At 71.2% G+C, this 16936-nt stretch carries 14 protein-coding genes and 1 pseudogene; 8 read left to right on the forward strand and 7 right to left on the reverse strand.

Annotated features, from left to right (window positions below; translation table 11 throughout):
• Window positions 1-11 precede the first annotated feature (11 nt).
• The gene (locus ACIHEJ_RS31675) at window positions 12-1139 is read right to left on the reverse strand and encodes an alpha/beta hydrolase (RefSeq protein WP_400140563.1); all 1128 of its coding nucleotides are present in this window, start codon (window positions 1137-1139) and stop codon (window positions 12-14) included.
• Window positions 1140-1367: 228 nt separating this feature from the next.
• Between ACIHEJ_RS31675 and ACIHEJ_RS31680 the strand changes: the two genes are divergently transcribed.
• The 6 genes and pseudogenes from ACIHEJ_RS31680 (at window position 1368) to ACIHEJ_RS31705 (ending at window position 6789) form a co-directional block, all read left to right on the forward strand.
• Window positions 1368-3182: a phosphatidylglycerol lysyltransferase domain-containing protein gene (locus ACIHEJ_RS31680; protein ID WP_400140565.1), complete on the forward strand. Its 1815-nt coding sequence runs from the start codon at window positions 1368-1370 to the stop codon at window positions 3180-3182.
• Between the two features lie 231 nt (window positions 3183-3413).
• Window positions 3414-4313: pseudogene (gene folP, locus ACIHEJ_RS31685) on the forward strand (dihydropteroate synthase); the annotation flags it as partial.
• Between the two features lie 161 nt (window positions 4314-4474).
• On the forward strand, window positions 4475-5011 hold the full coding sequence (locus tag ACIHEJ_RS31690) for a nuclear transport factor 2 family protein (RefSeq protein ID WP_400140567.1): 537 nt from the start codon (window positions 4475-4477) through the stop codon (window positions 5009-5011).
• Between the two features lie 249 nt (window positions 5012-5260).
• On the forward strand, window positions 5261-5620 hold the full coding sequence (gene folB / locus ACIHEJ_RS31695) for a dihydroneopterin aldolase (protein WP_400140569.1): 360 nt from the start codon (window positions 5261-5263) through the stop codon (window positions 5618-5620).
• Window positions 5617-6228, forward strand: coding sequence for a 2-amino-4-hydroxy-6-hydroxymethyldihydropteridine diphosphokinase (gene folK / locus ACIHEJ_RS31700; protein ID WP_400140571.1), 612 nt, complete (start codon window positions 5617-5619; stop codon window positions 6226-6228). Before folB ends, folK begins: the two co-directional genes overlap by 4 nt.
• Before the next feature lie 72 nt (window positions 6229-6300).
• On the forward strand, window positions 6301-6789 hold the full coding sequence (locus ACIHEJ_RS31705; RefSeq protein ID WP_400140573.1) for a DUF3180 domain-containing protein: 489 nt from the start codon (window positions 6301-6303) through the stop codon (window positions 6787-6789).
• 35 nt (window positions 6790-6824) lie between these two features.
• On the opposite strand, the gene folE is transcribed toward ACIHEJ_RS31705, so the two are convergent.
• The 6 genes from folE to dacB form a co-directional block, all read right to left on the reverse strand.
• Window positions 6825-7430 carry a GTP cyclohydrolase I FolE gene (gene folE / locus ACIHEJ_RS31710; protein WP_400140575.1) on the reverse strand — a complete coding sequence of 202 codons (606 nt, stop codon included), beginning with the start codon at window positions 7428-7430 and terminating at the stop codon, window positions 6825-6827.
• 134 nt (window positions 7431-7564) lie between these two features.
• Entirely contained in the window at window positions 7565-9604 is a 2040-nt protein-coding gene (gene ftsH, locus ACIHEJ_RS31715; protein WP_400140578.1) for an ATP-dependent zinc metalloprotease FtsH, read from the reverse strand.
• Window positions 9605-9799: 195 nt separating this feature from the next.
• Entirely contained in the window at window positions 9800-10360 is a 561-nt protein-coding gene (hpt, locus tag ACIHEJ_RS31720; RefSeq protein ID WP_400140580.1) for a hypoxanthine phosphoribosyltransferase, read from the reverse strand.
• 90 nt (window positions 10361-10450) lie between these two features.
• Window positions 10451-11503, reverse strand: coding sequence for a tRNA lysidine(34) synthetase TilS (gene tilS / locus ACIHEJ_RS31725; RefSeq protein WP_400140582.1), 1053 nt, complete (start codon window positions 11501-11503; stop codon window positions 10451-10453).
• 192 nt (window positions 11504-11695) lie between these two features.
• On the reverse strand, window positions 11696-12796 hold the full coding sequence (locus ACIHEJ_RS31730) for a zinc-dependent metalloprotease (RefSeq protein WP_400140831.1): 1101 nt from the start codon (window positions 12794-12796) through the stop codon (window positions 11696-11698).
• 176 nt (window positions 12797-12972) lie between these two features.
• On the reverse strand, window positions 12973-14526 hold the full coding sequence (gene dacB / locus ACIHEJ_RS31735) for a D-alanyl-D-alanine carboxypeptidase/D-alanyl-D-alanine-endopeptidase (protein WP_400140833.1): 1554 nt from the start codon (window positions 14524-14526) through the stop codon (window positions 12973-12975).
• Between the two features lie 124 nt (window positions 14527-14650).
• On the opposite strand from dacB, the gene ACIHEJ_RS31740 reads away from it, so the two are divergent.
• Both ACIHEJ_RS31740 and ACIHEJ_RS31745 read left to right on the forward strand, forming a co-directional pair.
• Entirely contained in the window at window positions 14651-15142 is a 492-nt protein-coding gene (locus ACIHEJ_RS31740) for an inorganic diphosphatase (protein ID WP_031115900.1), read from the forward strand.
• A gap of 115 nt (window positions 15143-15257) precedes the next feature.
• On the forward strand, window positions 15258-16913 hold the full coding sequence (locus ACIHEJ_RS31745; protein WP_400140584.1) for a threonine/serine exporter ThrE family protein: 1656 nt from the start codon (window positions 15258-15260) through the stop codon (window positions 16911-16913).
• Window positions 16914-16936 lie beyond the last annotated feature (23 nt).

The raw sequence follows: 16936 nt of genomic DNA on the forward strand, positions 1-16936 counted from the left end.
CTCGGGACCGCTCAGCGGTCGGTGAGCCGCCCGCTCATCCACTGCAGCGTCGCCGGGATCTCGCGCCGCCAGGTGTTGAAGTTGTGCCCGCCGCTGTCGAGGATGATCGACGAGATCCGGGTCAGGTTCGTGGCCTGCACCCGCTCGATGAACCGCAGCGTGTCCTTGTAGTTGTGCTCGCCGACCTTGCTGCTGGTGACGAGCAGCGAGGTGTCGGGCGCCGCCTCGTGTTTGAGGAGCCACCACAGGTCGGCACGATTCTGCAGGCTCTTGTCGCCCCGGAAGAGGTCACCGGTGGTGGGATCGATCGGCGCCTTGTAGTACGGCGACAGACCCGCGCCCGCCGCGTACACGTCGGGGTGGTGCATGGCGAGCTTCAGTGCGCAGTAGCCGCCCGTGGAGTCGCCGATGACGCCCCAGCTGCCCGGCCGCTTGCCGACCCGGTAGTGCGCGAGGACCGCCTCGGGCAGGTCCCGGGCGAAAAACGTTTCCGCCTGCGGTCCGCCCGGGACGTCCACGCACTCGGTGTCCCGCGGCGGCGCCACGGTCGGCCGCATCATCACCAGGATCATCGGCTGCATCCGCCCGTCCTTGGCCAGCTGCTGCGCCGTACGCGGGTAGTGCAGCTTGTCGACCAGCGCCTGCGCCGTGCCCGGGTAGCCGGTCAGCACGACGGCCGCGGGGAAGGTACGGGTGCGGTACTGCGGCTGGAAGTACTCCGGCGGCAGATAGACGAACGCGGGTGTGGCGATGTGGCTTCTGCGGCCGACGATGTCGACCTTCTGTATCTGACCGCCCGTCCGCGGGCTCGTGGCGTGTCCGCCCGGCACACCGGACGAGGAGAGGACCTGGAGCGGGCCGCCGGTGCCGCCGTCGGCCGAGTGGTCGACGACGACTCCCTGGTCGGTCTCCCTGCCGAACAGGTCGGCCCAACTGGCGTAGAACCCGAAGGTCTGGTTGGCGGCGAGCCCGAGGGAGGCGAAGAGCGCCAGCTGGGTGGCCAGCATCAGGCCGACACGGCCGCTGACGGACCGCCAGCTCTGCCGGGCCAGCCGCGGCCACAACCACACCGTGCCGACGAACAGCACGACAGCGAACACGATCGCCAGCACCAGCACTTTGTTGCTCGTGAGACCCATGGGCTGTTACCTGCCTGCGCTTTCCGCCCGGCCGGCGCCCACATGTTCGTTGCGAGGGCTTGCCCGGGGCTTTCCTTGGCCTTTGACCCGACTTTCCGGTGGGGAGTGAACCTCTCTCCCCAAGACACCGTCCTAGAGGGCGCAATGTCGCCGGATGCCCGATCGGGCCCGGGTTCAAGGTCTCTCGCAGAACTACGGGATGCGATGTCTGTCAGGATAGATGGGGAAATGTCGGGCGAGGTTCCGAGCCGATCAAGCCGGGCGCGGCGCATAATGCGTGGCCCGCGCCCCGAAGCCGTTCCCACTCTGGTCAGCAGGGCGGCCGCGATCGTGGGCGCCCTGGACATTGCCGCGGGCGTGTTCCCGCGCTTCCGGCACAGCCGTATGCACGCCATAGCCGAGGTGCTGCCGGGCTCGTTCGGGCCCTTCGCCGCGGCTCTCTCGCTCAGCGCGGGCGTGCTGTTGCTGCTGCTCGCGCACGGGCTCAAACGGCGCAAGCGCCGGGCTTGGCGTGCCGCGGTCGCACTGCTGCCGGCGGGCGCGGCGGCCCAGTTCGCCTACCGGCACTCGCTCGTCGGCATGGCCATAGCGGTCGCGCTGCTCGTCCCGCTGCTGCGTCACCGCAGCGAGTTCGCGGCACTGCCCGACCCGCGCAGCAGGTGGCGCGCGCTCGCCAACTTCGTCCTCATGAGCGCCGGTTCGCTGATGCTCGGACTCGTCATCGTCAGCGTCCACCCGCACCGCACGATCGGTGACCCGAGCCTGGCCGACCGGCTGACGCACGTCGTCTACGGCCTGTTCGGGTTCGAGGGCCCGGTCGACTACCAGGGCAACACCTCCTGGACCGTCGCCTTCTCCCTCGGCGCCCTCGGCTGGATCACCGCCGTGACCACCATCTACCTGGCCTTCCGCCCCGAGCACCCGGCCGCACGCCTCACCGAGGACGACGAGGTGAAGCTGCGGGCGCTGCTGGAGAAGCACGGACGCCGCGACTCCCTCGGCCACTTCGCGCTCCGCCGCGACAAGGCCGTCGTCTTCTCCCCCAGCGGCAAGGCCGCCGTCACCTACCGCGTCATCTCCGGCGTGATGCTCGCCAGCGGCGACCCGATCGGCGACGTCGAGGCCTGGCCGGGCGCCATCGAGCGCTTCATGGACGAGGCCAAGGCGCACTCCTGGACGCCGGCGGTCGTCGGTTGCTCGGAGACCGGCGGCGAGGTGTGGACCCGCGAGACCGGCCTGGACGCCCTGGAACTGGGTGACGAGGCGGTGGTGGACGTCGCGGATTTCTCACTCGCCGGACGCGCGATGCGCAACGTGCGCCAGATGGTCAAGCGCATCGAGCGGGCCGGCTACGAAACCCGGGTCCGGCGCATCCGTGACCTCGGCGAGGCCGAGCTGGAGCGGATCCGCCGGGCGGCGGAGGACTGGCGCGGCACCGACACCGAGCGCGGCTTCTCCATGGCGCTCGGCCGCGTCGGCGACCCCGCCGACGGCGACTGCCTGATCGCCACCGCGCACAAGCAGGACGACGAGCCCGGCGAGTACGGCGACCTGAAGGCGATCCTGCACTTCGTGCCCTGGGGCGCGGACGGCGCCTCCCTGGACCTCATGCGCCGCGACCGCAGCGCGGACCCCGGCATGAACGAACTGCTGATCGTGGCCGCCCTGCAGTCCGCCTCGAAGTTCGGCATCACCCGGGTCTCGCTGAACTTCGCCATGTTCCGCTCCGCCCTCGCGCGCGGGGAGAAGATCGGCGCCGGACCGGTGCTGCGCGCCTGGCGCGGGCTGCTGGTGTTCCTCTCCCGCTGGTTCCAGATCGAGTCGCTGTACAAGTTCAACGCCAAGTTCCAGCCGCGCTGGGAGCCCCGGTTCATCGTCTACCGCGCCACCACCGACCTGCCGCGCATCGGCTTCGCCACCATGCAGGCCGAAGGCTTCGTCAACCTCGCCCTGCCGCTGCCGCGCTTCCTGCGCCGGCGCCGTACGGCCGCAGAGCGCCCCTGCGCGCACGCGATGGCCGAACGGGACGTCCGCGCCGCCTGAGTCGCGTGGCCACAGGGCGGGGGACCGGGCGCGGAGTGAACCCAGGACCGGGCTCGGGACCGGGTGCAGGGCCGGGCCCTGGACCGGGCCCTGGACCGGGCACAGGTCCGGCCGCAGGACCGAGCGGTACGGTCCGGACGGGCCGGGCGGACGTTCCACCCCCTCCGGCACAGGGGCCTCCGCCCGGGCCGCCGCGCGTTCCCGTCACCCTGCTGGGCCTACGCTGAACGTATGAACAACCTCAGCGGGCGCGGCCGAGTGACAGGCCTTCCGGCATGGGACCGGTGCGCGGTCATGGGAGTCGTGAACGTGACCCCCGATTCCTTCTCCGACGGCGGCCGCTGGTTCGACACGACCATCGCCGTCAAGCACGGCCTGGACCTGGTCGCCCAGGGCGCGGACCTGGTCGACGTCGGCGGCGAGTCCACCCGGCCCGGCGCCACCCGCGTGGACGAGGCCGAGGAACTGCGGCGCGTCATCCCCGTCGTGCGCGGCCTGGCCTCGGAAGGCGTCGTCGTCTCCGTCGACACCATGCGCGCCTCCGTCGCCGAGCAGTCCCTCGCGGCCGGCGCCGCCCTCGTCAACGACGTCAGCGGCGGCCTCGCCGACCCCGCGATGATCCCGGTGGTCGCCGCCGCGGGCGCCCCGTTCGTCGTCATGCACTGGCGCGGCTTCCTCCAGGGCGGCAACGTCAAGGGGACGTACGAGGACGTCGTCAGCGAAGTCGTGGACGAGCTGCACGCGCGCGTGGAGGCCGTTCTGGCGGGCGGCATCGCCCCCGACCGCATCGTCGTCGACCCCGGCCTCGGCTTCTCCAAGGAGGCCGAGCACGACCTCGTCCTCCTGGCCCACCTCGACCGCCTGCGCGCCCTCGGCCACCCCATGCTCGTGGCCGCCTCCCGCAAGCGGTTCCTCGGCCGCGTCCTCGCAGGCCCCGAAGGCGCGCCCCCGCCGGCCCGGGAGCGGGACGCCGCCACGGCCGCCGTCTCCGCCCTCGCCGCGCACGCCGGCGCCTGGGCGGTGCGCGTCCACGAGGTACGCGCCACCGCGGACGCGGTCCGCGTGGCCCGCGCCGTGGAAGGAGCGCGGACGGCGGGCTCCGTGAAGGGGGACGAACGTGCCCGTGCGGCGGGCGAAGACGGGGCGCAGGTCGCCGACCGCACGCCGGGCGCGGGAAGCTCGCCTCGGGCGCATGATGCGGGTCGCGCGCCGGGCGCGGGTGGTGAAGATCGGGCGGACGGTGCCGGGCGGGCGCCGGAGGCCGGTGACGGACGTGGGGCGGAAGGAGCGCGGTGAGCGCCCCCCATACCGATGTCGAACAGGTGGAGGCCGCCAACACCGCCTTCTACGAGGCACTCGAACGCGGCGACTTCGACGAGGTCTCCACCCTCTGGCTCACCCCGGCCGACCTGGGCGTGGACGAGCAGTACCACGACCCCGCGGACACCGGCGTGATCTCCTGCGTGCACCCCGGCTGGCCGGTCCTCACCGGCCGCGGCGAGGTCCTCAGGTCGTACGCGCTGATCATGGCCAACACCGACTACATCCAGTTCTTCCTCACCGACGTGCACGTCTCCGTCACCGGTGACACCGCGCTCGTGACCTGCACGGAGAACATCCTCAGCGGCGGGCCCGCCCCCGAGGGCGGCGAGGAGCTCGGCCCCCTCGTCGGCCAGCTCGTGGTCGCCACGAACGTCTTCCGGCGCACACCCTCCGGCTGGAAGCTCTGGTCCCACCACGCCTCCCCCGTCCTCGCCGAGACCGACGACACCGGCGACGGCGACGGCGGCGTGAACGGCGTGAATCCGGACGACGACCCCCTCGCCTGAGCGGGCAGGCGCCCCGCAGGGACAGAGAGGTGGTTGGAATCACCTACCCCGGGGTAGGAGCGGCTTCCAGTCCATGACGCGGCCCGGTTCCCCGGGGGAAACGCCCGGTGAACGCTCCGGGTCCCGGCCCGGGCACACGCCCCCATGGCCCCGCTTTGTCAGTGCCCGCAGGTAGATTCGTCAGAGGCCGGTGCATCGCCCGCACGCGGTACGGACCGGCCGTTCCCGACGATTGCAGGAGTGATTCGCGTGGATCGTGTCGCGCTGCGCGGCCTGAAGGCCCGCGGGCACCACGGTGTCTTCCCCAAGGAGCGCGAGGAGGGCCAGACCTTCATCGTGGACCTCGTCCTCGGCCTGGACACCCGACCGGCCGCGGCCGACGACGACCTGGCGAAGACCGTGCACTACGGCATCGTGGCCGAGGAGGTCGTGGCCGTGGTCGAGGGCGAGCCGGTGGACCTCATCGAGACACTCGCCGAGCGGATCGCCCAGACCTGCCTGAAGCACGAAGGGGTCCAGCAGGTCGAGGTCTGCGTCCACAAGCCGGACGCGCCGATCACCGTCCCCTTCGACGACGTGACCGTCACCATCACCCGGAGCCGAGTATGACCCGACCTTTCCTTCAGGGTCACAGCGACCCGACCGTCCAGCCGGTGCCCGCCTCGGTCGTCGAGAAGGTCGACGCCGCCGACACGACCCTGCAGAACCCGAAATGGGCCGTCATCTCCATCGGCGCCAACCTCGGCAACCGCCTGGAGACCCTCCAGGGCGCCGTCGACGCGCTGGAGGACACCCCGGGTCTCCGCGTGAAAGCCGTCTCGCCGGTCTACGAGACCGAGCCGTGGGGCGTGGCGCCCGGCAGCCAGCCGTCGTACTACAACGCGGTGGTGCTGCTCAAGACCACCCTGCCCCCCTCCTCCCTGCTGGAGCGGGCCCACGCCGTGGAAGAGGCCTTCAACCGCGTGCGTGACGAGCGCTGGGGGCCGCGCACCCTGGACGTCGACATCGTCGCCTACGCCGACGTCACCTCCGACGACCCGCACCTCACCCTGCCCCACCCGCGCGCCCACGAGCGCGCCTTCGTGCTCGCGCCCTGGTACGACGTGGACCCCCAGGCCCAGCTGCCGGGCCGCGGCACGGTCGCCGATCTGCTGACGGCCGTCACCCGTGACGGCGTGGAGGCCCGCGCGGACCTGGAACTCCGACTGCCCGAGTAGTCGTTAAGGTCAAGACGGCAAAGGTCGACACGACCGCGGTCCGGGCCGGTCCGGGGGAACTGAAGGGACACCGTGAGAGAGCTGCGCATCAGGGTGCTGGTCGGCGTGTTCGTCGTGGCCGGGATCCTGTCCTGGGCGGGCGCCCGCCTCTGGAACTCGATCGGGACCCTTCCCAGCGTCCCTCTGGCCGCGCCCATCGTCCTCGCCCTGATCGCCGCGGTGCTGCTCTCGACGGCGCTGTCGCTGCGGGCCCGGTTCAAGGCCCAGCGCGAGCGCCGCCCGGGCGCGAAGGGTGTCGACCCCCTGATGGCCGCCCGGGCGGTCGTCTTCGGCCAGGCGAGCGCGCTGGTCGCGGCGCTGGTCGCCGGCATGTACGGCGGCACGGGCGTCTTCCTGCTGGAACTCCTCGACATCCCCGTCCGCCGCGACCAGGCCATCTACGCCGGATTCTCGGTCCTGGCCGGAATCGCCGTGATAGCGGCGGCCCTGTTCCTGGAGCGCGTGTGCAAGCTCCCGGAGGACGACGACGAGAACCACACGGGCGCGGAGCCGGTGGCCTGACCGCCGCCTCCGGGTGAGCGGAAGTACCAGCAGGCTCAGCGCGCCATGATGAGGCTCATGGCCTCGTTGCGGGTGGCGACGTCCCGCAGCTGACCGCGCACGGCGGACGTTATGGTCTTCGCACCCGGCTTGCGGATACCACGCATGGACATGCACATGTGCTCGCACTCGACGACCACGATGACGCCGCGCGGCTCCAGGATCTCCATCAGGGAGTCCGCGATCTGCGTGGTGAGCCGTTCCTGCACCTGGGGCCGACGGGCGTAGACGTCCACGAGGCGGGCCAGCTTGGACAGGCCCGTGATCTTCCCCGACGTCGACGGGATGTACCCGACGTGCGCAACCCCGTGGAACGGCACCAAATGATGTTCACAGGTGCTGTAGACCTCGATGTCCTTCACCAGGACCATCTCGTCGTGTCCCAGGTCGAACGTCGTCGTCAGCACGTCCTCGGGCTTCTGCCACAGCCCGGCGAAGATCTCCCTGTACGCCCGCGCCACCCGCGCCGGCGTCTCCCGAAGACCCTCGCGGTCCGGGTCCTCGCCGACCGCGATCAGCAGCTCCCGTACGGCGTTCTCGGCGCGCTTCTCGTCGAACTCGCCGATCAGGCCCTCACCGTCCAGCGTCACCGGGTCGGTCATCTGGTTCCTCGTTCCTCTGGCTGGCACGCGTGCGGGACACGCGCGCTCTCTGCGGCCATGCGAAAATGCCGCGCCCCCCAGGCTAGAACCTGAGGGTCGCGGCATCCATTCCGGCCCTGGTGGCCGGAACACGCTCAGCTCTCGGAGCGGTCCTCCGGGGTCTTGTCCGTCATCGGGGACGACTCCGTTGCCGTGGACTTGGCCGTGCTGATCGCGGCCGTCGCGCCGTTCGCGCCGTTCGTCAGTGCCAGCTCCTTCGGGGAGAGCACCGGCGGGCGGGTGGACGGGGTGCGGCGGGAGGAGCCGGTCCAGGCGGGCCGCGGCGGGCGCTTGACGACCGGGGCGAAGATCTCGGCGATCTCCTCCTTGCCCAGCGTCTCCTTCTCCAGGAGGGCCAGGACCAGGTTGTCGAGCACGTCGCGGTTCTCGACCAGGATCTCCCAGGCCTCGTTGTGCGCGTTCTCGATGAGCTTCTTGACCTCTTCGTCCACCAGCGCGGCGACCTCTTCCGAGTAGTCGCGCTGGTGCGCCATCTCACGGCCGAGGAACGGCTCGCTGTTGTCGCCGCCGAACTTGATGGCGCCGAGCCGCTCGGTCATGCCGTACTGGGTGACCATCGCGCGGGCCAGGTTGGTGGCCTTCTCGATGTCGTTCGCGGCGCCGGTGGTCGGGTCGTGGAAGACCAGTTCCTCGGCGGCGCGGCCGCCCAGCATGTAGCCGAGCTGGTCGAGCATCTCGTTGCGCGTGGTCGAGTACTTGTCCTCGTCGGGCAGGACCATCGTGTAACCGAGGGCACGGCCGCGGGACAGGATCGTGATCTTGTGGACCGGGTCGGAGTTCGGGGAGGCCGCCGCGACCAGGGCGTGCCCGCCCTCGTGGTACGCGGTGATCTTCTTCTCCTTGTCCGACATGATCCGGGTCCGCTTCTGCGGGCCCGCGACCACGCGGTCGATCGCCTCGTCCAGCGCCTTGTTGTCGATCAGCTTCTGGTCGCCCCGGGCCGTGAGCAGCGCGGCCTCGTTGAGGACGTTGGCCAGGTCGGCGCCGGTCATGCCGGGGGTGCGGCGGGCGACGGCGGCCAGGTCGACGTCGGGCGCGACCGGCTTGCCCTTCTGGTGGACCTTGAGGATCTCCAGGCGGCCCTGCAGGTCCGGCGGGTCGACCGCGATCTGGCGGTCGAAGCGACCGGGGCGGAGCAGCGCCGGGTCGAGGATGTCGGGGCGGTTGGTGGCGGCGATCAGGATGACGCCGCCCTTGACGTCGAAGCCGTCCATCTCGACCAGCAGCTGGTTCAGGGTCTGCTCGCGCTCGTCGTGACCACCGCCGAGGCCGGCGCCGCGGTGGCGGCCGACCGCGTCGATCTCGTCGACGAAGACGATCGCCGGGGCGTTCGCCTTGGCCTGCTCGAACAGGTCACGGACGCGGGAGGCACCGACACCGACGAACATCTCGACGAAGTCCGAACCGGAGATCGAGTAGAAGGGGACGCCCGCCTCGCCGGCCACGGCACGCGCGAGCAGGGTCTTGCCGGTACCCGGGCGGCCGTAGAGCAGCACACCCTTGGGGATCTTGGCGCCGACGGCCTGGAACTTGGCCGGCTCCTGCAGGAACTCCTTGATCTCGTGGAGCTCCTCGACGGCCTCGTCACAGCCGGCGACGTCGGAGAAGGTCGTCTTCGGGGTGTCCTTGGTGATGAGCTTGGCCTTGGACTTGCCGAAGTTCATGACCCGGGAGCCGCCGCCCTGCATCTGGTTCATCAGGAACAGGAAGACGACGACGATCAGGACGAAGGGCAGCAGGGAGAGCAGGACGCCGACGAACGGGTTCTGCTTCGACGGCGAGACCGTGTAGCCGTTCGGGATCTGCTTGTGCTGGTACTTCTCCTGCAGCATGCCGGCGACGGTCACACCCTGGTCGCCGATGTAGCTCGCCTGGATCTTCGAGCTGCCGTCGACCTTCTGCCCGTCCTTGAGGGTGACCTTGATGGTCTGTTCGTCGCCTGTGGTCAGTTTGGCCGACTGGACCCTGTTGTCATTGATCGCCGCAACGACCTGGCCGGTGTCCACCGTCTTGTAGCCGCCGGACGAGCCGACGACCTGCATCAACACGACCACGGCAAGGACGGCCAGCACGATCCACATGACCGGCCCACGGAAGTATCGCTTCACGTCCATCCATACGGAGCGGTGCCGCCCCGTCCCTCCTGCCATAGTGAGTTTGATAAGACAGTTCTTCTGACGGTACCCCAGCATGGTTGTCCGAAGCCGCACGAAGCTGCTTCGAGGGCTGGGAAAGCCGTCTCTGCATGCTTCAACGGAACGGAACCCGCCGGGGTTCCCGATCGTCCTACTGGGCTTGGACCGAGTGGCTCAGCCGCCGTAGACGTGAGGCGCGAGCGTACCGACGAACGGCAGATTGCGGTACTTCTCGGCGTAATCGAGCCCGTAGCCGACGACGAACTCGTTCGGGATGTCGAACCCGACCCATTCCACGTCGATGGCGACCTTGGCGGCGTCCGGCTTGCGCAGCAGGGTGCACACCTTCAGCGTCGCGGGCTCGCGGGAGCCCAGGTTGTTGATCAGCCACGACAGGGTCAGGCCGGAGTCGATGATGTCCTCGACGATCAGGACGTGCTTGCCCTTGATGTCGGTGTCGAGGTCCTTGAGGATCCGCACGACACCGGAGGACTGGGTGCCCGCGCCGTAGGAGGACACGGCCATCCAGTCCATGGTGACGGGGGTGGACAGCGCCCGGGCGAGGTCCGCCATGACCATCACGGCGCCCTTGAGGACGCCGACGATGAGCAGGTCCTTGCCCGCGTACTCCGCGTCGATCTTCGCGGCCAGCTCGGCCAGCTTCGCGTCGATCTCTTCCTTGGTGATGAGCACCTGCTGGAGGTCGGCACCCATGTCTTTCGCGTCCACCCGCATCACTTTCGGTCGTCCCGCACTTACGGCCGCAGATCACGGCCACCGGCTGCCCGGACCGGCCGCCGGAGGGTCGCTCCGCGAGGTCGGGATTCAGCCTTGCCGAATCACCAGTCTGCCACCCTGTCGCTGGGCGACGACTTTGCCCGGGAGATTGATGGCTCCCTGACCGCGCCAGCCGGTGATCAGACGGTCGACTTCCTCGATGTGCCGGGCGAACAGCGAACCGGCCGGGGCGCCGGCCTCGATGGCCGCGCGGCGCAGGATCCGGCGGCGTACGGCGGGCGGCAGCGCGTACAGCTTGGCGCACTCAAGCAGGCCGGTGGCGTCCCGTACGGAGGCCTCGGCCTGGCTGGCCCAGGCGTCGAGGGCGTCGGCGTCGTCCCGGGAGAGCTGGGCGGTGCGGGCGAGTGCCTCGACGACTCCCTTGCCGAGGGCCTTCTCCAGGGCGGGCAGGCCCTCGTGCCGGAGCCGGGAGCGGGTGTAGGCCGGGTCGGCGTTGTGCGGGTCGTCCCAGACGGGCAGGGACTGGACCATGCAGGCTTTGCGGGCGGTCTGCCGGTCGAGGTGCAGGAAGGGCCGCCGGTAACGGCCGCCGGCCCCCGAGACCGCGGCCATTCCGGACAGGGAGCGGATGCCCGAGCCGCGGGCGAGGCCCAGCAGGACGGTTTCGGCCTGGTCGTCCCGGGTGTGGCCGAGCAGGATCGCGGTGGCCCCGTGCCGCTCGGCGATCGTGTCGAGGGCGGCGTAGCGGGCGTCGCGGGCGGCGGCCTCGGGCCCTCCCTCGCGGCCGACGGTGACGGCGGCGGACTCGACGGGGTCGAGGCCGAGTTCGCGCAGGCGCAGGACGACCTCGGCGGCGCGGAGGTCGGAGCCGGGCTGCAGGCCGTGGTCGACGGTGACGCCGCCGGCGCGGATGCCGAGCTTGGGGGCCTCGAAGGCGAGGGCGGAGGCGAGGGCCATGGAGTCGGCGCCGCCGGAACACGCGACGAGCACGAGCGGGGAGGCAAGCCGCTCGGTTCTCTGGTCCGGCCGGTGGCCGGGGGTGTCCGGGTGCTCGCCGGAGACCTGGATGTCGTTGAGGATGTCGTGGAGGGCGCGGCGGACCGCCAGGCGTATCGCCGCGACCGCAGGATGGGGACCCATGTCCGGTTCCCTTCATGAAGTTTTCGGGGGGTGAGCCCGAGGCCGGTCACTCAGAGTGTGTAGATGGTGACAGAACCGGGCCGTTCCCCGAGCATTGCACGCCTACGCATGGCTCACGGTCCCTCGGACGGGTGATTGAAGGGGCGTTCGCCTGCCGTCGGCCGGAATCGGTTCACGACCCACGTGTGGCGTTCACGACTCGGCCCTGCGGTGCACCCGTGCGACCCAGTCCGCCGGTTTGGCGATCTCCGCTTTGGTGGGGAGGGTGTTGGGCGAGGTCCACACGCGGTTGAAGCCGTCCACGCCGACCTCCTCGACGACGGCGCGGACGAACCGCTCGCCGTCGCGGTACTGCCTCAGTTTGGCATCCAGACCCAGCAGTTTGCGCAGGGCGAGGTCGAGGCGGGAGGCGCCCTTGGCGCGGCGCTGCTGGAACTTCTCGCGGATTTCGGCGACGGACGGTACGACGCTGGGGCCGACGCCGTCCATGACGTGGTCGGCGTGGCCCTCCAGGAGGGACATGACGGCGGTGAGGCGGCCGAGGATCTCGCGCTGGGCGGGGGTCTGCACCAGTTCGACGAAGGAGTGACCGCCGTCGTCCTCCTCGCCCTCGGGGCGGCCTCCGGCGAGGGACTGGGCGGCGTCCCGGATGCGCTCCAGGAAGGTCATCGGGTCGACGTCGGTCTCGGCCAAGAACGACTGGATTTCGCCCTCGAGGTGGTCGCGGAGCCAGGGCACGGCCGTGAACTGGGTGCGGTGGGTCTCCTCGTGCAGGCACACCCACAGGCGGAAGTCGTGCGGGTCGACGTCGAGTTCGCGCTCGACGTGGACGATGTTCGGGGCGACGAGCAGCAGCCGGCCGCCGCCGGTGGCGCCGGCGGGCAGGTCGCGGGTGGCGGGGGCGAAGGTCTCGTACTGGCCGAGGACGCGGGAGGACAGGAACGACAGCAGCATGCCGAGTTCCACGCCGGTGACCTTGCCGCCGACGGCGCCGAGGACCGCGCTGCCCGGGTTGCTGCCGCGCCGTTCCTGCATCTTCTCCAGCAGCGGCCGGAGGATCTCGCGGAAGCCGGCGACGTTGGCGCGGACCCATCCGGGGCGGTCGACGACGAGGACGGGGGTGTCGTGGGTCTCCTCGGTGCCCATACGAGTGAAGCCCCGGACGTGTTCCTCCGAGGCTTTCGCGTGCCGGCGCAGCTCGGCGACGACGGCCCTGGCCTCGTCGCGGCTGACGTCGGGGCCGGGTCGTACGAGGCGTGTCGCGGTCGACACCGCGAGGTTCCAGTCGACCATCCCGGGAGAGGCAGTGCCACCGAAGCCTGTCATGTCGTCAACCGTACGGGACCCTTCGCGCTCGGGGCAGGCCGTGCGGGGTGGGTGGCGGGCGGTTGTGTCGGGGCGGCGCCGGGCGGGGCGGGTCCGGGCGCCGGCCCGGTCGGCAGGGACGGCTCCGACGGGCTTCGTGCGGATCAGCCCGGTTGGCCGCAGCCGCATGCCGCGAGTGCCGTGGCCGTCCGGTCGAGGGCCGACTGGGCCTGCATCGGGTCGGTCGTGCCCGAGGCCAGGAAGGCGAAGGCCAGGAGGCGGCCGTCCCGGTCCACGAGGGTGCCCGCCAGAGTGTTGACGCCGGTCAGGGTGCCGGTCTTGGCGCGGACGAGGCCGGCCGCGCCGTCGGTGTAGCGGCTGGTCAGGGTGCCGGTGAAGCCGGCGACGGGCAGGCCGGTGAGGACGGGGCGCAGGCCGGGGCGGCCGGGGTCGCCGGCGGTGACCAGGAGGGCGGTCAGGAGGTCGGCGGTGAGCCGGTCGTCGCGGTCGAGGCCGCTGCCGTCGTGGAAGGAGGCGCCGGTCATGGGCAGGCCCAGCTTGGTCAGCCGTGCGGCGATCGCCTTCGCGCCGCCGTCGTAGCTGCCGGGTTCGCCGCTCGCCAGGGCCGTCCGGCGGGCCAGGTTCTCGGCGATGTCGTTGTCGCTGTTGGTGAGCATGCGCTCGACCAGGGCGGACAGCGGGGGCGAGGAGACCGTGGCGAGGGTCTCCGCGCGCGTGCTGGCCTTGGAAGGGCCGGGGGGTGTGGTGGTGATGCCGGCGGCCTTGAGGAAGCCGGCGAACTTGGTGGAGGCGTCCTTCGCCGGGTCGGCCACGCGCCGCACCGGCCCGGCGGTGGAGTTGTCGGTGCGGCCCTCGTCGGCGGTCAGGGCGCTGACGGGGGCGAGGTTGTCGTTCACGCCGATGGGGTGCAGCGCGGGGCCGGTGTAGAGGGTCGTGTCGTAGGAGAGCGTGACCTTGTGGATGTCCCGCTCGCGCAGGGCGGCGGCGGTGTCCGTCGCCAGGGTCCGCAGGCTCGCCCAGCCGTCGGGCTGGGCGTGTGCGGTGAGCGTGGGGTCGCCGCCGCCGACCAGGACGAGTTCGCCGGTGTCGGGTTCGAGGGCGGCGCGGGTGGTGAGGCGGTGGTCGGGGCCGAGCGCGGACAGGGCGGCGACGGCGGTGGCGATCTTGGTCGTGGAGGCGGGGGTGAGGGCCTTGCCGGAGTCGACGCCGTACAGGCGCTTGCCGGTGGCCACGTCGACGACAGCGGCCGTGTGGGTGCCGCCGAGCGCGGAGGCGCCCAGGAGGGGCCCCAGGACGTCCGTGAGCGCCTTGGCGCCCGGGGCGGCCTTCTTGGTGTCCACGGCGCCCGTGACGCGGCCCAGGCCCGTCAGGACGGGTCCGGCGCTGGGCGCGGGGCGGGGGGTGCCCCGGCCGCCGTGATCTGTGCCACCTGACCGCTCCAGTGCGGCGGCCCGGTCCCGCTCGGCCGTACGCTGACCGTTGGCGTCCCAGGGACCTGCCGCGGTCACCACTCCGGCGGCCAGTGCGAGGCCGGCCGTGGCGGCGCCCGCGGCGTACTGCCAGGTCCTGACGGTCCGCGGACGGGGGAGGTGCACGGGCCGGGGCCGAAGGCTCCGCGTCAACCGCGCGACCCGCGGTCGTGCGGCCGTCACGGCCTTCGCCAGACGGGGTCGCACGGCGTTCGCGATCCGCACCACCTGCGGTTTCGCGGCCCGCCAAGGCCTCAGCTCTGGCACGACCACCAGCCCCTTTCGCGATCACACACCTGCGTGAGGGACACTTAACCACCAGAACTATGTGCTGATCATGGAGGAGCCACCGGTGGAGTTCGACGTCACGATCGAGATCCCGAAGGGTTCGCGCAACAAGTACGAGGTGGACCACGAGACCGGTCGGATCCGCCTGGACCGTCGCCTCTTCACCTCGACCGCCTACCCGACCGACTACGGCTTCGTCGAGAACACCCTCGGCGAGGACGGCGACCCGCTGGACGCGCTGGTCATCCTGGACGAGCCGACCTTCCCGGGTTGCCTGATCAAGTGCCGTGCGATCGGCATGTTCCGGATGACGGACGAGGCGGGCGGCGACGACAAGCTGCTGTGCGTTCCGGCCACCGACCCGCGTGTGGAGCACCTGCGTGACATCCACCACGTCTCGGAGTTCGACCGCCTGGAGATCCAGCACTTCTTCGAGGTGTACAAGGACCTCGAGCCCGGCAAGTCCGTCGAGGGCGCCAACTGGGTCGGCCGCACGGACGCCGAGGCGGAGATCGAGCGGTCCTACAAGCGCTTCAAGGAGCAGGGCGGCCACTGACCGGCCGGTTTGCCTTTCGCGGGCCGCGGCACCCTGGGTGGGGTGGCGCGGCCCGTCTGCGTACTCATGCGCATACTGAGGCCTACGGAAGGTGTCGTTCAGGGAGCGGTGCGAGGTGACGGAGGCGGAGGACCGCAAGCCCCGGTCGGACGAGGCGCGGTACGACCCGGAGATCACGTCGGAGTTCGCCATCCCGGTCGGGCTCGACGTCCCGAAGACCGTGGGTGAGCCGGAGACGACGTCCGAGTTCGCCGTACCGGAGGGGCTCCAGACGCCGCAGCCGCCGGGCCCCGAACCGGAGGGGTCGGCGTTCAGCCCGCCGCGCACCTACAGCACCAAGGACGCCCCGGCCGCCTTCACGCCGGCCACGGGGATGCCGCTGGTCAGCCTGGTCAAGGACGCGCCGTGGCAGGACCGGATGCGCACGATGCTGCGGATGCCGGTGGCCGAGCGGCCCGCGCCGGAGCAGGTGCAGCGCGGCGAGGAGGAGGGGCCGGCGGTACCGCGCGTCCTCGACCTGACCCTGCGTATCGGTGAGCTGCTGCTCGCGGGCGGTGAGGGCGCGGAGGACGTGGAGGCCGCGATGTTCGCGGTGTGCCGGTCGTACGGCCTGGACCGCTGCGAGCCGACGGTCACCTTCACGCTGCTGTCGATCTCCCACCAGCCGTCCCTGGTCGAGGACCCGGTGACGGCGTCCCGGACGGTCCGGCGGCGGGGCACCGACTACACGCGGCTGGCGGCCGTCTTCCGGCTGGTGGACGACCTGACCGACGCCGAGACCCATGTCTCGCTGGAGGAGGCCTACCGGCGGCTGGCCGAGATCCGACGCAACCGCCACCCCTACCCGGGCTGGGCGCTGACCCTGGCCGGCGGCCTGCTTGCCGGTGCGGCGTCCGTGCTGGTCGGCGGTGATCTGATCGTGTTCGTCGCGGCGGCCGTCGGCGCGATGCTCGGCGACCGGCTGGCCTGGCTGTGCGCGGGACGCGGACTGCCGGAGTTCTACCAGTTCACGGTCGCGGCGATGCCGCCCGCGGCGATCGGGGTGGCGTTCGCGCTGGCGCACGTCGACGTGAAGGCGTCCGCGGTCGTCACCGGTGGGCTGTTCGCGCTGCTGCCCGGGCGGGCGCTGGTGGCGGGCGTGCAGGACGGTCTGACCGGCTTCTACATCACGGCCTCGGCACGCCTGCTGGAGGTCATGTACTTCTTCGTCGGCATCGTCACCGGTGTGCTGATCGTCCTGTACTTCGGCGTGAAGGTCGGCGGCAAGCTGAACCCGGACGCGGGGCTGATCATCAATGAACGGCCGCTGATCCAGATCGCGGCGTCGATGCTGCTGTCCCTCACCTTCGCGGTGCTGCTGCAGCAGGAGCGGTCGACCGTGCTGTGGGTGACGCTCAACGGGGGCGTCGCATGGACGGTGTACGGCGCGATGCACTACGTGGCCGACATCTCGCCGGTGGCGTCCACGGCGGTGGCGGCGGGACTGGTGGGGCTCTTCGGGCAGCTGCTGTCGCGTTACCGGTTCGCCTCCGCGCTGCCGTACACGACGGCGGCGATCGGTCCGCTGCTGCCCGGTTCCGCCACGTACTTCGGGCTGCTCAACATGGCCCAGAACGAGGTGGACAAGGGGCTGGTGTCGCTGGCCAACGCGGCGTCCCTGGCCCTGGCGATCGCGATCGGGGTGAATCTGGGGTCGGAGGTGTTCCGGCTGTTCCTGCGGGTCGGCTCCGCCGGGAAGCGGAGGGCTGCGAAGCGGACCCGAGGCTTCTAGGGACTCGGCGTCTCCACCCCCGG

Origin of the sequence: Streptomyces sp. NPDC052301 (assembly GCF_044593395.1) — a bacterium.
Classification (GTDB): domain Bacteria; phylum Actinomycetota; class Actinomycetes; order Streptomycetales; family Streptomycetaceae; genus Streptomyces.

What these genes read in the sequence shown, in the direction of transcription:
- folE (WP_400140575.1), bottom strand. Translation starts at nt 7,430, where the DNA reads ATGACCGACCCGGTGACGCTGGACGGTGAGGGCCTGATCGGCGAGTTC.
- tilS (WP_400140582.1), bottom strand. Translation starts at nt 11,503, where the DNA reads ATGGGTCCCCATCCTGCGGTCGCGGCGATACGCCTGGCGGTCCGCCGC.
- ACIHEJ_RS31675 (WP_400140563.1), bottom strand. Translation starts at nt 1,139, where the DNA reads ATGGGTCTCACGAGCAACAAAGTGCTGGTGCTGGCGATCGTGTTCGCT.
- hpt (WP_400140580.1), bottom strand. Translation starts at nt 10,360, where the DNA reads ATGCGGGTGGACGCGAAAGACATGGGTGCCGACCTCCAGCAGGTGCTC.
- ftsH (WP_400140578.1), bottom strand. Translation starts at nt 9,604, where the DNA reads ATGGACGTGAAGCGATACTTCCGTGGGCCGGTCATGTGGATCGTGCTG.
- folK (WP_400140571.1), top strand. Translation starts at nt 5,617, where the DNA reads ATGACCCGACCTTTCCTTCAGGGTCACAGCGACCCGACCGTCCAGCCG.
- ACIHEJ_RS31680 (WP_400140565.1), top strand. Translation starts at nt 1,368, where the DNA reads ATGTCGGGCGAGGTTCCGAGCCGATCAAGCCGGGCGCGGCGCATAATG.
- ACIHEJ_RS31730 (WP_400140831.1), bottom strand. Translation starts at nt 12,796, where the DNA reads ATGGTCGACTGGAACCTCGCGGTGTCGACCGCGACACGCCTCGTACGA.